At 30.9% G+C, this 15,058-nt stretch carries 12 protein-coding genes; all 12 read right to left on the reverse strand.

Annotation, left to right across the window (positions count from 1 at the left end):
- Window positions 1–809: 809 nt before the first annotated feature.
- The 12 genes from J3U13_RS05195 to J3U13_RS05250 all read right to left on the reverse strand — a co-directional run bounded on the left by J3U13_RS05195 (window position 810) and on the right by J3U13_RS05250 (window position 14,067).
- Window positions 810–1,265, reverse strand: a complete 456-nt coding sequence (locus tag J3U13_RS05195) for a prepilin peptidase (RefSeq protein ID WP_267340598.1) — start codon at window positions 1,263–1,265, stop codon at window positions 810–812.
- A complete protein-coding gene (locus tag J3U13_RS05200; RefSeq protein ID WP_267340600.1) occupies window positions 1,265–2,695 on the reverse strand; it encodes an RCC1 domain-containing protein in 1,431 nt (476 codons plus the stop codon). The genes J3U13_RS05195 and J3U13_RS05200 overlap by 1 nt, the downstream gene beginning before the upstream one ends.
- 27 nt (window positions 2,696–2,722) lie before the next feature.
- Window positions 2,723–4,714, reverse strand: coding sequence for a TadE/TadG family type IV pilus assembly protein (locus J3U13_RS05205; RefSeq protein ID WP_267340601.1), 1,992 nt, complete (start codon window positions 4,712–4,714; stop codon window positions 2,723–2,725).
- Window positions 4,715–4,735: 21 nt separating this feature from the next.
- Window positions 4,736–5,491 (reverse strand): tight adherence pilus pseudopilin TadF, encoded by a 756-nt coding sequence (tadF, locus tag J3U13_RS05210; RefSeq protein WP_267340603.1) that lies wholly within the window; start codon window positions 5,489–5,491, stop codon window positions 4,736–4,738.
- Between the two features lie 2 nt (window positions 5,492–5,493).
- A complete protein-coding gene (locus J3U13_RS05215; RefSeq protein ID WP_267340604.1) occupies window positions 5,494–5,985 on the reverse strand; it encodes a TadE/TadG family type IV pilus assembly protein in 492 nt (163 codons plus the stop codon).
- A gap of 19 nt (window positions 5,986–6,004) precedes the next feature.
- Entirely contained in the window at window positions 6,005–7,177 is a 1,173-nt protein-coding gene (locus J3U13_RS05220) for a hypothetical protein (RefSeq protein WP_267340605.1), read from the reverse strand.
- 18 nt (window positions 7,178–7,195) lie between these two features.
- Window positions 7,196–8,629 carry a type II and III secretion system protein family protein gene (locus tag J3U13_RS05225; RefSeq protein ID WP_267340606.1) on the reverse strand — a complete coding sequence of 478 codons (1,434 nt, stop codon included), beginning with the start codon at window positions 8,627–8,629 and terminating at the stop codon, window positions 7,196–7,198.
- A 2-nt stretch (window positions 8,630–8,631) separates the two neighbouring features.
- Entirely contained in the window at window positions 8,632–9,486 is an 855-nt protein-coding gene (locus tag J3U13_RS05230) for a hypothetical protein (protein WP_267340608.1), read from the reverse strand.
- A gap of 47 nt (window positions 9,487–9,533) precedes the next feature.
- A complete protein-coding gene (locus J3U13_RS05235; protein WP_267340610.1) occupies window positions 9,534–10,838 on the reverse strand; it encodes a tetratricopeptide repeat protein in 1,305 nt (434 codons plus the stop codon).
- 122 nt (window positions 10,839–10,960) lie between these two features.
- Window positions 10,961–11,833, reverse strand: coding sequence for a type II secretion system F family protein (locus J3U13_RS05240; protein ID WP_267340611.1), 873 nt, complete (start codon window positions 11,831–11,833; stop codon window positions 10,961–10,963).
- A 3-nt stretch (window positions 11,834–11,836) separates the two neighbouring features.
- The gene (locus J3U13_RS05245; RefSeq protein ID WP_267340612.1) at window positions 11,837–12,763 is read right to left on the reverse strand and encodes a type II secretion system F family protein; all 927 of its coding nucleotides are present in this window, start codon (window positions 12,761–12,763) and stop codon (window positions 11,837–11,839) included.
- Window positions 12,763–14,067 carry a CpaF family protein gene (locus J3U13_RS05250; protein ID WP_267340613.1) on the reverse strand — a complete coding sequence of 435 codons (1,305 nt, stop codon included), beginning with the start codon at window positions 14,065–14,067 and terminating at the stop codon, window positions 12,763–12,765. Before J3U13_RS05250 ends, J3U13_RS05245 begins: the two co-directional genes overlap by 1 nt.
- Between the last annotated feature and the right edge of the window lie 991 nt (window positions 14,068–15,058).

The following is a 15,058-nucleotide window of genomic DNA, read 5'->3' on the forward strand; positions in this document are numbered from 1 at the left end:
CAAATTACAAATCAATTGCTATACCTCCTAACAATGACTTAAAAATACATAGTTTGAAAAATTTAACCTAAAAAAGACGCACGAAATGAGTTAATTTGTTTTATTGAGTTACAAAACAATTATCATATCGACTTAAGACAATTTACAAATATATAGGACATGGAAAATTTTTTAAGACTTCTTTAGATATTTAAAACACTTTATTCTTTCTAAACTAAGTTATGGGGGATATCTATATAAACAGCAACAGGAAAAGACTAGATAGAGAAATTATCTCTGAATATCCATATATAAAAAGATAATAAAGGATAATTTATATACATTTGTAACATATCGCGCATAAATAGGCAATGAAAATAATAAAAAAACTTAATCAATAGATTATAGTTAACAAAATATCAACTACATTTAAGTCAATTTGTATTGTTGATGAAACTGTAGAGATTTTAGAAAATGATTTACTATAGCTTAATAAAAATGAAAAACTCTTATCAATTTTATTAAATAATAAGACAAATACTATGAATTGATTTCTGCAACTTTTTTTACCTTTATTGAAAATTACCGGATTCACTGCTTAACCTCAGGATTTCTTTGCGATGAATTGAAATTTGAACCGCCATCTTTATCCTTTCCAAAGTTTAGAAAATAGTGACGATAGGAGTAGACTGTTATTATCGAATTTTCATTGATTAAAAAAGAACAAGATTTGGAAGGAATTTGACTCCCTCTAGCTATTGTTTTAACTAAGAGGGATAGAATTGATATTAGAGTTTATTCACTTTAAAATAACTATTCAAAATCTATATCTAAATTAATACCTTAAAGAAAGTTAAAGAAGTCAAGATATAACCACCTGTAATTGCAACACCATAAGGTAATGTAATACCACCCTCTATTTTTTTTAACCATTTATATATAATTGCAATAATTACCAGAGGTAACCCTAAAAATGTAGTCACTGCTAAGAAAAACATTATGCTACTTGTAGGAACAGTTATCAAAAGTACAGTAATTAATTTTATGTCTCCAGCACCTGCAATTTGGCAATAAAACATCAATAAACCACAAACTAAAAATATTCCAGACGCACCATAATTTAGTGCCCCAAGACCAAAAGCATAATTTAACATCGCCAAAGCAAATATAACTATGACAATATAGTTTGAAATTATTCGATATTTTATATCCGTATAACAAGAAATCAACAAACACAACCAAACAGTTAAAATAATAGTGTCATTAAATAATTCTTGATTAATCATTACTGTACTTGTCCTAAAACATGATCTTTACCGTAAACATCGTGCATAGCATTCATCAAAAATTCCACTCTTGGCGCAGTCCAATCTCGGTCAAGGACACTAGATTGGTCTAATTTATAATACCAGCCATTACCTACACCATAAACATCACCATCTTCATTCCAATAAAATAAAAATTCCATGCCCCCATCAAATTTAGTCAATATTCCATTAAGTTTTCTTTGCACTACCGAACCAATTAACTTTTTACCATAAAGTATCTCATTTAAACGACTGCAACCTTTTATACCCCATGTTAGTAAACTTTTATGTTTTGTAATAGCAACACATCCACGATAACGACAATAAATTGAGTGTGCAGCCGCTTTTTCACTTGCTGCACTTTTACCTAGGATAGGTATAGGACTTTCAGTTATGTTGATTGGATCTTTTCTATCATCCTCAGCATCTTTCTCATCTTCATCTTCATTTTCTATGTGTTCAGTTTCACCATTATCATTCCATTCTTCATCATCATCATCCTCTTCATTAATATTTTCATTTAATTTGCCATCGGGTAAATATAAAGTGTTCCCCATTCCAAAAACTTCACCTTCATAGGTTAAATAAGTCAAAAAACCATAACCACCTGTAATTTGTTTTATAGATTGACCAGAAGAAATACCTGAATTAGATTGTACTAAAGCATTATTAATCCTTACTGGTTTAATGGAATAAACACAAGATCTCTGATTTTCTGGACAGAATTTATTGCTTACAGTGACGCCCCAAGCAAATATAGTTCCAGAACGAGTAATAGCATAAGCACTTCGATAACCAACACCCATTGTTCTCACTCGGCTGTCGTTAAAAAAACTTGATGGAATCTGTTGGAGTTTTTGTTTAAATTGTAAATTGTTAAGTCCTGTTTCACCAAGATTTCCTCTTCCCCAAACCCAAACATCGCCCGAAGCAGTTAAAGCATAAGATGTATATTCGTTACAAAAGATATCGATAACCCTTTTACCAGATAAAACTTTGACAGGTGTGGCCACAAAAATGGAATCGGTTCCCACTCCACCTGTTGCTTGTCTGTTATAATTACGGCCCCAACCCCATACGTCACCATTTTCATCAAGTGCAATAATATGATATCTTCCTGCTGCAACTTGCATTATAGTAAGCCCTTCATCAACGAATTTTTGTACTCTCGCCGGCACACTCCTCCAGTGAACGAACGAAACACCATTACCTTGCAGCCCCTGATTTCTATAACCCCAAACCCAAACATCACCATTTTCAACAGTAACCCCTGTATGTATCAGGTTTAGGCGTGTAGTTGCTTTCACGCCTGTTTGGGTTGATAATATTACAGCATCAGTTTCTGAATGGGCTATAGCAGGAAGACAAAAGTAAGTCAAAAACATCACTATTATTCTTATTGATTTCATTTCATTATTACTCCTATTTTAGCCCTATTAATATTCATTCTGATTTTTTTTGATGAATTTTCCAGTTTCAATTCCAATGACTTTACTTATTACAGCGGTCAAAGACTTCCTATCTTTTGCTTCCATTAAGAATATTGGGTTACCGTTCATGCATTTAGTAAACCACTTACCGAACTCAGCTTCATATTGAGCATCAGTTGTTAAATTACTCGCATTAGGATTTAATTTTATATAGTAAATAATTGCACTTTTAGCCTGATTTGTAAGATAACCTTTATCAAAATTCTTCTTATCTCTTAATCCTGATGTTATTGCCTGACAAACACCCTTATCTAAAAAATCATCTCTAAGAACACCTGCACCGGTATCATCTTTACCATCACTAATAATAATCATAACTTTATTGTTGCCATTACCTTTAGCCATTACAGGAACGGTTCTCAATAATGCTGTTATGGTGTCAGTACCTCCCCCTGGCATCCAATTTGTCTTTTTTATACTTGTTAAAATATTATTATTATGATCTCTATCATCACTGAAAGGGATTAAATGAGGGGCAGATTCAAAGTTCTTAACATATTTTCCTTCTGCTATTTCTTTATACATATCATCCGTTACCGTTCTTTCACGAATCATCTTTTTATTCATAAGATTATTACTGTATAACGGTGATTGACACATGCCCATAAAAGGTGAAAATTCCGCAAGTACAGGTGAAATAGGACGCTCAAATGTTATAATATTTTTCTTTGTATCGCTGAATAAAGTATCAATAGTACCTTCTACATCTACTGTTTTAGTGTTAGCAAATGAATAATGTACATCTTTATAATTTCCTGAGAACATGTAATCAAACATTTGAACCACTGCAGCATATTGAGTATTTATGAGGACTCTATTTTTTTCTGGATGATCTTTTCTGTCTGTGCCACAAGCATATTCATGTAAACCATTTTCAATTCGATCTTGATAATCAGTTCTCAAACTACATAAACCAGCATCAACTAATGCTTGATTATTACCATATTCTAAACCTAATGCAGGTCCAATTATTTGTGCATAATAGTTATAATAAGAACTATCCATATAGTAAGTTAACAATTTTCTATGCTTAGGAAAATAATTATTTTTATCCAAATAATCTGTAATAACTTTATCTTTTTTCAGTTTACTCCATTTTGTAAACCCAATATTTTTGTTTGCCCAAAAATTATAATCGATAGAATTATAAGGTTGGTTCATTTTATACATAACAGAACAATCATAACTTTGCCCCCCAGCTGCATTCTTAGTTTGGCTTTCTACTGGGACACCAATATCATAGGGCACTAATGCAAATTGGTATTCTGGATAATCTTTATATTTTTCAATAATGTCTGTTATTGCCTCTTTCATATAGTCAAGACGTCGCTGAGCATTATTATTTGAAGAATAATTATTACAGTTTACATTACTATATTGACATGTTGATGAAGAAGAAAAATCACTGATAAAAGCGAAATCAAATGAATCTCGAATTAGATATTTTCTAGTATTCCCATAGCTTTCTGTTTTATTACCCACAACAATTGGCTGAGGTTGTTGACCATCATGAAGTTTAATCTCAGTAAATTCGTTAAACGCTTGGTTATAGGCGATATAATATTCCTCTTTATCTCCATTATAATCTATTTTAATTTTGGACCCCGGTTCTAATAAATTTGCATCTGACACAGAGTGATCACCAATTTTTTTAGAAATGAAATAATTAATATAATTCAATGCGATTTTTCGATTTTGTTTTTTTGCTTTATCATCAACATTTCTGTTATCTATAGCTATCACCGCTAATGATGCTTCATTAGTAGCCTCAGATATCTTAGCCCGATTGCGCATAGTGTATGCTTGATTAATTGAAAATGCCACACAAGTAAAGATAGCAGGGAGCATAATTGCCATAGATATTGCTACTGCTCCAGAAGTACACTTGAAAAAAGAATCTTTATGATTTCTTATAATTAATTGGCTATTATTGTTCATATTATCGTCTCAAAAGTGTATTTAATAATAAGTAGGACAAATTCTTGAATTGTTACAACGTGACAACACAACAACGTTACTACATAGATTTGGTACGATACCATCTGAGCTTTGTCCAGTATGATTTACCAAATTTAAAAAAAGGCTGTCTTCATTGACAATACACATTGAAACCCGATATAAAGGAATCCAACGCCCACTCAACATATTTGATGAATCTACAAATTTTTGGGCATAAGGAGCAAGTTGTTGGTAATTATTTGAAGGATCGTCCATGGCTGGTAAAGAATTAAAATAGCTTTTAATTGAATTATTACCACATGTACCTTTAGAACAAGATAGAATTTTTTTTCCATAAGTTACTAATTTGGCTTTTTCCAAATCTTCAATATTATCGGGATCTTGTAAAATAAACAGAGCCTCTATTTGTAAAGCAACTTCACGATTATTCAATAATGAGCTTGCTAATTTACTCATCTCATTGACTTGTTGTGAATCAAATAATTCACTAGAAATATAACAAGCATTTCTATTGGCACATAAACCTGCGGAAAGGACCTCCCCAGCTCGTTTGACTTTATCTTTATACAAAGTTGATCTTTCACGAAAAACTGATGCTACAGTATAATTTGCGCGTTCTATTTTATTTTGTAACATAATAGTTGTGTACACATCATAAATAATGAAAACTATGAGTGAAAACAATATGAAACAAAATGCAAACTCAATTGACAATGCTCCATCTTTATTATGGAAAAAGTTTTTAGAATCTTTCATTATTACCAATTTCCTTTGTTTTCCATTTCACTTTTAATAAACTCACGGTAAACGACAGTTTTTCTGGCCAATGCGGTGTCAAGAAAACTAAAAAACTCAGAAAATATAACTGAATATTGATATTTCAAATCAAATAGCAATAAGTTGGTTTCATCAGAAAGTGTTGTTTGACAATTGTTACTGATGATGTCGTTTATTTTTTTACAATACTTTACAGAAACTTCAAAATGATCAGGATTAGCGACATAAGGCCATAAAGGAACTTCAGATTGAATTAAATCTTCGATTTTCTCAGCATAATCGTCTTCTTCTGTGATGGCTACCTGCCTTGTTATTTCAGTAGTCATTAAATCTAAAGCCGAGCCAATAATCATAACTCGGCTAAATTCAAACGCCAACAAAAAAAGAATAAGTAAAAAAGGAAAAATAATGGCAAATTGTATTGAAACAACTCCATTTTTTTGTCTAAAAAAAAATTCCCAATATTTCAACATATTTTTACTCTACTTTGTCTTAAAAATGATTTTTCTTTTTTCTTAATAAAGAAAAAAAAGCTTTCTGTTGATCATCATTCATTACTTTATTGCCAATAATAGCAGCGGCTATTTCTTTTATTTCTGCACTATCACTTGCTTTCTTAAATTTATCAATACTTGGTATAAATTTACGAGTAAAGTCAATTTTCCGTTCTAAAAAATCTTCAATATCTGAATCACGCAAAGCATTTTTTTTATCATAAGGAATATCATCATTGAGACAAATTAAAAAACGCTTGTTGAGTAAATCAAAATTTGTGGCACTGGCGCGCGTGATTTCTGTTAGCATCTTCTTAGCCACTTTAATAGAATAGGGATCTCTATTTATTACAATAAAAATAATGTTAGAAAACGTTATTATTTCTTCAAAATGTTTGAATGATGAAGATAATCCCATATTCTGATCAATAATAGTAATGTTGAATTCACCAGAATGGAGGTCTTTATAGTTCCATGCTTTTTCATTAGTTTCTACTTTAACCTGCAAAGAATTTCCAACATCAATTAATGAACCATCATCAGGTATTGGCATTTCAAACAAAAAATCCGCATTAGAGCTTGTTGTTGCACCTTGTATATAAAGAAGTGGGTAATTGGTTAAATCACTAATTTTCTTGAGTGTATGAACTACCAATGATGAAGTTCCAATTCCGCCTTTACAACCTAAGAAGGTAATAACACTTCCTACTCTTTGACTTGAACCTGGAGGTGTCATGCTTCTTTTATGTAAAATATCTGGAATTTTTTCTAATTGACTATTTTCCAATAAGAAATATATTCCTTTTTTTAATAAAAATTCAGAGAACTGAATTGAATCATAACTACCTATAAGTACTGTTGTCGCTTGAATAGGAATACAACGATTGATATTTTCTGTTATTTGTTCAGCATCATCAGCATTTTGAATGTCTATAATAACTGCATCAAACTGATTCCAATTTGGCGTTTCTTTTAACTCAGATAATGTTAATGAAATAATCTCCATACCCAATATGTTATATAGAAATAGTACAGAACGAACTTTTTCAATTAATTCAGTTCTTTTACTTACAATAGCTACTTTATAGCCAGATATTCTTCCAACAACGAATTCTTGTGAAGGAGAATTTGTTGATGTATCTGTATCTTTTATATTTCCAAATAATTGCATAAGAATCCCAATAACCTTTTATTCAATAAAGCCCATGTCATTAATAAATTTTTCACTTTCGTTAGAAGCTGGTACTGTATTATTTCTTTGCTTATTAATATTGTTTTTAATATTAAAGAAACTATTGATTACATCAGTCCGCTCTATAGTTGGTAATTCAATACTATCAAAACTATTTTTTGGTGTTACTAAATTCACTGTTGCAAAAACTACCATCTCGGATTTAGAACGACTCGTTGTTGAACTTCGCGCTAGTGCACCCAAAATTGGAATATCACTAATAAAAGGAAGACGAGATAATTGCTCCTGATCATTTTCATTAATTAATCCCGCAATGACAAAACTATCACCATCAGATAAATCAATAGTGGATCTTGTTCTTCGAGATGACAACGTAGGAATATTATAGTTATTAAAAGCGTACGAACCAGAAACTGAGCTCACTTCATTTTCCATGAATAATCTTATACGTTTATCATTATTTACTTTTGTACTAATGTTTAACTTAATACCATATTCTTTATAAGTCACATTAGCATCGCCATCTTTGTTTTTAGTTACAATAGGAATCTCACCTCCGACCAAAAACGATGCAGTTTCACCAGAGAGCACAGATAAATTAGGCTGAGCTAATACTTTAGCCAAACGATCATTTTTTACGGCACGGATCATGGTGGTTATATTATGTATGTTTAATCCTTTTTTTATGCCTAATAGTGAAAACTCACCAATAGAATTGACAACAGATTCATTATTTATCATGCTGTCGAGGGTCAAACTTTGCCATTCAATACCTAGGGAATCTGTGAAATCCTTGCTAACTTCAACGAACGTTAATTGCACGTTAACCTGATATTCTTGTATTACTCTGATATTATCGATTATATTGCTGTAAGTATAATAATCTTGGAATGTAATAGGAATACCTCCAGAGCTCCCTTCACTATTGTATTCCGCTCTAATCCGTTCTGCATTTTGCCCAATTGAAGACCCTATAAGGGCCAAAATTTTACCTTTTGTTGTAGTATCTGGTACAGTACCTGATAATATATACACAAATTTACTATTTAACTCCCCACTATCATAACGATCGATTGTTACATTACTATTTGGAAAATTTTGCGCTAATCGATTTGTAATTTGATATAAAAGCGGATCGACATTAATAGTGTCATTAATAATGATATTATTATCGCTATCATAAACAATTAAACTTGCCCTTCCGTTTGATTTTCCATATATAATCAGTGATTTACCACCAACAACCTCATAATTTGCTATACTGTCTTGGCTAATAAAAACGGTCCCGACATTTTCTGGCAACACTAGTGTTTTACTTTGTCCGATTTGTAAATTGTGAATATTAGCAAAAGCCAATGAAGAAAAACCAATAGATAATAAACAGATTAGAGGTTTGAGCACTTTAATAATTGATTTAGTTCTTATTAGCATTCTTAGTTACCTTTTAACAAATTAATTCGTGTTCCTGAAAAAATATCTTTTTCAGATAGAGGCCAATTTTTTTCTTTATCATTTAAGAGACGTAATCCATCTTCAACATTTTTTTTGAAAGTACTTGGGTACATAATAATTGTTGAGTTCGCCATTAATGTTCTTAATAACTTAATTTCCTGATTAGAAAGTTCTAGTTGAATTTTAGGAACATCATTTTTGTTATAAATTTTGTCTAAACCTTCTTCGTGATCAAAGAATAAAATTTTCTTGCCAACAATAATTGGTTTTATGCGATTTTTAACGAAATCACGACCAGGGGAAACAAATTTATTCTCTCTGATATTTGATCCTTTTTCTGTTTCATCAGCATAAAAAACATAAAGATCAACCAGATCGCCTTCTTTAAGATTTTTTACTAAATAAGAATCAAGTGGATCTAATGCAAATGGAAACATATAATTGCCATCTTTTAATGCTAACATCACATAATCTTTTGAAGTTGGGGATACAATAAGACTTTCTTCAAATATAGTATCTTTAGCAATATGGTTTTTTACAACATGAGCATCAATTTCAGCCGCATTAGTTATAAACTTAGGTCTTTCTTTATCAATAGCAACTTCAATTGATTTAAAATAGTAGTCATTTTTCGTCAAGATTGTTTTTTTATCGATATTATGCTTTGCCACAGCAACATTAATGAACTCAGTTTTAGGCTCTTCTTTTTTAGGCGGTTCAATCACCACTATTGGATCTGGTGGCTCAACAGTTGAAGGGGCTGACTTAGTAAAAAGTAAGGCCAGACCCACAACTATCATGGCTAAATATAAAACAATTAATTTTTTATCTTTCATGCAAACTCCACTCCGTACTATATTATTTTTTTACTTTTCCTTTGCACTTATTTCTTTTCTAAATAAAAATCAAACGCGAAACAATGAGCTTTCCCTTTAGAATTAGGTCCAGCATAAAAATCTTTTACTATTGATTTTTGTTTAGTTTTTATTTTAAGAATTAATGTTTTTTCAGCGGTTAAGGTTCCTGTAACTGTTGCAAAATCGCGATCACTACTTGAAATATGTTTGATAATTTGATTAATTCCCTCAGCAGGAAGCGTCACGCCATAAAATGACAATTTAAATTCTGTAGGAGAAATTTTTTCAACTGAATAATTTTTTTTACTTAATTTATTTTCAGTTTCAAAAGTTATCCTACTAAACTTTCCATGTTCCCCAGAACGAACCACTAAGATAGCCAATTGAGTAGATGTTTTTTGAACGGTTTGTTTATTTTGTTTCAGGGAAACAGGTGGAACATTAGTCGATGAGCTAGTCATCTTTGAAGAATCCGTCGCATCTAATTTGGTCATATTTGTTAATTTAGCATTGAAGTCTGACTTAACGGGAGTGACTGACTTAGCTGATTTTATTGATTTAGTTGTATTTTTATCTATAGGGATAATTTTTGCATTTGTATTAGACGCTAACTGTTCTGCTGCTTTCTCAATTGTGTATTGTTTTTGATTATCATTTTGTGAAGATTTAACTTCATTAAACTTAATAGCCTCTATTGGCTCAATTTGTCTTAACTCTTGAACTAAGATATCTGGTTCATTAGATAGTCTATGTGCAACGCAAAATGACTTAGCTAATTGCATTTTATCCAACTTTACTAATGTAAAAAGTAAATTGTGAAGAATGGTTTGATCTCGATATCCTTTAGTATATAAAATATTGAGCTGTTTATAAGCTTCGCTGTATTCTTTATTTAAGATCGATAGCATTGCTAAATTATTAGTAACTTTATTTTCATCATAAAAGTTATCTCTAGCTTCATGAAATGCAAATCTTGCAGCATCATATTGTTTTTTTTTCAGCAATACGATACCTTTTACATTGTATGCTTCACCATTTTTACTATTGATTTCTATTGCCCTATTTAAATATTTTAATGCCGCATCATTGTGACCTAATCTAGATTCAACATGACCGTATAAAATAAGAATACCATCATTTTCGGTATTTTTTATAATAGGATCCAAAACTCTTTTCACAGCATTAAAATCATTAGAAAGATAATAAACTTTAGCAAGTTTATGTCTTGTATCTTCTGTATCTTCACGTTTCAAGCGCTGTTTATACAATTCAATTAAACCACCATAATTTTTTGTTGTTTCGTTAATATAAATTTTTTGTTGTTCATTCATATCATATTTTAATGTACTATTTTGACACCCAACAATAAAAAGTATCACTGAACATACAACCATAAATTTTGGTTCTAATAGCCTACTTGATTTACAGCATCTGGAAAAATAATTCATTATCTCTACATCCTATTAAACGTTGACACAATATTCATAAAAACAGGCCCAGCAATGATCACAAGAACTGGCGCTAGAAAAAATACCATCGTTGGTATAGTCAGCTTAGCAGCAAGCGCAGAAATCTGTTCTTCTATCGTTAACCTCTGCATCTCTCTTATCTCAGCTGATAAATCTAACAGAGCATCATAAATTGAGTTACCATAACTAATACTTCTTTTTAATGTTGCACAAAACATTCTCATTTCTTTGCTAGGCACTTCTCGTTGAATTAGATCAATTGAAAGTTCAATACCATTAACATCCATCATTAAACAAGCTCTTTCTAAAATGGCTGCGATATCTTTATTGATCGGCTTCACTCTTGTACTTAAATATCTAAAACTACTTTCGACTGTCATACCCGATCTAACCATAATCGCCATCATATCAATAACCAAAGGTAAATCTCGTGAAACAATTTTAATCTGTCTTTGTGTTTGTCTTTTAACAAGTATATCCGGAACGATGATGACAAAAATGACAATCAATAACAAAATAATCAATAATACATTTGGATTAATTTCAATAAGTTTGGAGATTTCATTTATCAAATAAAAAATCGAAAATACAATAATAATGGCATAAACTTTCCAGCTATTTTTATCCTGAAAACTTCTTAAAAAGCTTATAGATACACTGTTTTTTGCAACAATTTTTTCAAAAGCAACATTTTTCTCATTCACGCGTTTTTTAGAAGACTTTCTTTCTTGACTTTCATTATTGAGTAGTAAAGCAACCCTTTCTCGATTGCGATAAAGCAAATAGATATTAAACAACTGTCTACAGCCAACAACGATAAGAAAGAACGAGATTGTTATATTTAATAAGATATTCATAATTTAAATAATTTTATTAATCCAGTTTTTGATAATTAGAAAACCAATAACAACACTGCCTATAACATAGTAAATAATATAATGACCCCCATCAGTGTTTACTAAAAAGTTATAATTTTCTTTTGAGACAAGCCTGAGTAGTCCAATAAAAAGAAAAGGCATAGCACCTAAAATCCACATGGTCATTCTTAATTCAGCCGTTTTACCATCTCTAGTTTTAGCCATAATTCGATTGTCTGTTAACATTTTACTTAATCGGCTAAAAATCTCTTTTAGTTCGCCACCACTATCAAGATTAACCATTACCGTTAAAACAAAAAAATAATATTCAGGAAAAGGAAGCTGTAGATAAGAATTGATCAATACATTTTCGACGCTATCCCCTACTTCCAATCTATCACTAACCTCTTTCAACGTTTTGCCAACTACTCCTTCAATATTAGCCCCACAAGTTTTGAAGGTTGTAGCAATTGCATAACCAGAAGCAACAAGACCTGTAATAATATTTAATGCTTCTGGAAAATTATTATAAAACTCTGTTTTAAGCCTTTTTTTTCTATAAATACAAATGACTGCTATAGTAAAAATAAGACTTAAAGGGATTACTAGGTAGTTGTCATAACCTACATATTTCTTATTTAAAATAATACCTGCAACTGTTCCTATTAAAATGTAAATTATCGTTCTAGATTTTGATTGTCCCGTCATTAATAGACGAAGATTAAATTTGATCCAAGCGTTAATACCAAAGACAACTTGATCTGAAAAAGATTGTTCTCGACCAGGGACTTGATTTTCAATCAAATTCGATAATGATATACTTTTAGGTTCAATATTATTGAAAACCTGTAAACGTTCCCTACGACGACGCAATGAAAAAAGGTTCATAAGAGCAGCGAAAATAAGAGCTATCGAAAGTATAATAATCATTATTCAATTCCCATGGCACTAAACATCAGTTTTTCTAAAATATTTGACATTTCATAATATTGAGCACTTTCATAAAGAGCTGAACGTTTAACTAATCCATTACAAACAAATTCGCCTTGAATTTTCCCATGAGGATCCCTTTCGTCATTAACGCGAAATTCAAATACGTCTTGAGTAACAATATTACCCGATTCTAATCCAATAACCTCTGTAATACTCATCACTTTCCGTTGACCATCGGGTAGACGTGAGACTTGGATAATAAAATTTATAGATGAACTAATGTAACGCTTAATTGCAGCAATAGGTAATTCAGACTGAGCCATAATAATCATACTTTCCAAACGCGCTAATGCATCTTTAGCCGTATTAGCATGAAGTGTTGACATTGAACCACTATGACCGGTGTTCATGGCTTGTAGCATTTCAAATGCTTCTTCACCACGACACTCCCCTAAAATAATCCTATCTGGTCTCATACGCAGGGCATTAATTAAGAGATCACGCATGGTTACTTTGCCACGCCCATCTTCACCACCACTTTTAGTTTCCATTCTAACTACATGTTCTTGTTGAAGTCTTAATTCTGCGGCGTCTTCAAGTGTGATGGTACGTTCATGTTCACCAATAAATCCAGAGAGGGCATTAAGCATTGTTGTTTTACCTGACCCCGTTCCACCCGATATAATAATATTCATACGACAACGAGCAGCAATCACTAAAAAATTAGCCATATGTTCGTTCAATGAACCGAATTTAATTAAATCATGAAATGTTCGGTGACCATTACCGAATTTACGAATTGACATTGATGTACCATCAATGGCTATTGGAGGAATAACAACATTAAGACGACTGCCATCAGGCATCCTTGAATCGACTAAAGGGTGCGATTCATCAATATTTTTTCCTACTTTATTTACGAGTCGTCTTGCAATATCTAGTAATTGTCGTTCGCTAATAAAAAATTTATCAGTTTTACTAAGAATTCCGCCTCGCTCAATATAAATACTATCAGGACCATTAACTAAAATATCATTAACCGTTTCATCTTTCATTAAAGAGTCAATTGGTCCATAACCCACGATCTCATCACAGATCATACCGGCTAATACATTTGATTCATCTGCTGTAATATAAGCACTACCTGAATTGATGATATCTCGGATTATAGTTTGTATTTCACGTAAAACTCGGTTAGGTTCTTTTTTAAATTGATCAATTAAATCAAGATCTAGGACTTGAAATACTAAATCACGAACCTTTCCCCACTCGTTAGAAAACTTAAATTGTTCATTAGCCATAGCGTTTTTGTTCGAGCCCCTAACTAACAAAAGCTACTTGCAATATATTGTATCAGCAACTTTTATCTTATAAATTGAAATGATATTAAACTATTCAACATCAATATCTTTTGTATAAAGAAAGAGATACTAGAATAGTAATTAAGCAATGATCCCATTTAACTCAAATGAATCAAATGCTTTCCCTAAAACATCATGAACCGTATAGAATTTTTATCGAAAGTACTAAAAACATTGCTGAAATATTTAAAACAATGATTGTATATATATTCGCAGTTATATTGCGTTTATTTTTTGGTAAATCCACTTGTAAATTCAGCAACTTTACACAATCAGCTAACTGATAAACATAGTAATTCTTTTTAAATTTACGGTTTCTTTATAATTATTTTACTTTATTATTGTAAACTTTTCACATTATATGCGAAATAGTATAAATTTGCTAGTGCTAAATGTAAATTTTATTTAAATTTTTACAAAAATTAAATCAATATAAAACATGAGCTTAATTGTAAAAATAATAGAATCCTTGTTATTTAGTAAAAATAATAGTGATTATATGAAATTTTATTGAAAATTTATTGGGTGGTCATCTGGTTGTTAGGATAATTAAGCTATTTACAATATTAAAATTATTAAGAAATTTAGATATATCTCTAAGTTATTATGAGTTGAAAATAGGCAATATAAAATGTGAGCTATCAATTAGTAAATTTGAGTATAAATAAATTAAAAGAAATGCAATTTTCACAATAATAAACTTAGGACTTAAGCTTATTATGCTAACCGTTAATAATACTTATTTTATTTTTCGACAGTTTATTTTTCATCTTGAAGCAAGCATAAATTACCTTAAAATAATAAACCACCCCTTATAAAGGCGTGGCTTATATCACTATAACAATAAGTATTGCTAATTAAGAAATGATATTAGACAACTTAGTGCTCAATTTATCAAATACATTACTTAACATATCATAAACTGGGCCAC

Source organism: Gilliamella sp. B2887, assembly GCF_026537015.1.
In the GTDB taxonomy this organism is placed as follows: Bacteria; Pseudomonadota; Gammaproteobacteria; order Enterobacterales; family Orbaceae; genus Gilliamella.

Bases quoted from the DNA above. Each gene is read 5' to 3' on its own strand.
- J3U13_RS05195 (WP_267340598.1), bottom strand. From the start codon at position 1,265: ATGATTAATCAAGAATTATTTAATGACACTATTATTTTAACTGTTTGG.
- J3U13_RS05200 (WP_267340600.1), bottom strand. From the start codon at position 2,695: ATGAAATCAATAAGAATAATAGTGATGTTTTTGACTTACTTTTGTCTT.
- J3U13_RS05205 (WP_267340601.1), bottom strand. From the start codon at position 4,714: ATGAACAATAATAGCCAATTAATTATAAGAAATCATAAAGATTCTTTT.
- tadF (WP_267340603.1), bottom strand. From the start codon at position 5,491: ATGAAAGATTCTAAAAACTTTTTCCATAATAAAGATGGAGCATTGTCA.
- J3U13_RS05215 (WP_267340604.1), bottom strand. From the start codon at position 5,985: ATGTTGAAATATTGGGAATTTTTTTTTAGACAAAAAAATGGAGTTGTT.
- J3U13_RS05220 (WP_267340605.1), bottom strand. From the start codon at position 7,177: ATGCAATTATTTGGAAATATAAAAGATACAGATACATCAACAAATTCT.
- J3U13_RS05225 (WP_267340606.1), bottom strand. From the start codon at position 8,629: ATGCTAATAAGAACTAAATCAATTATTAAAGTGCTCAAACCTCTAATC.
- J3U13_RS05230 (WP_267340608.1), bottom strand. From the start codon at position 9,486: ATGAAAGATAAAAAATTAATTGTTTTATATTTAGCCATGATAGTTGTG.
- J3U13_RS05235 (WP_267340610.1), bottom strand. From the start codon at position 10,838: ATGAATGAACAACAAAAAATTTATATTAACGAAACAACAAAAAATTAT.
- J3U13_RS05240 (WP_267340611.1), bottom strand. From the start codon at position 11,833: ATGAATATCTTATTAAATATAACAATCTCGTTCTTTCTTATCGTTGTT.
- J3U13_RS05245 (WP_267340612.1), bottom strand. From the start codon at position 12,763: ATGATTATTATACTTTCGATAGCTCTTATTTTCGCTGCTCTTATGAAC.
- J3U13_RS05250 (WP_267340613.1), bottom strand. From the start codon at position 14,067: ATGGCTAATGAACAATTTAAGTTTTCTAACGAGTGGGGAAAGGTTCGT.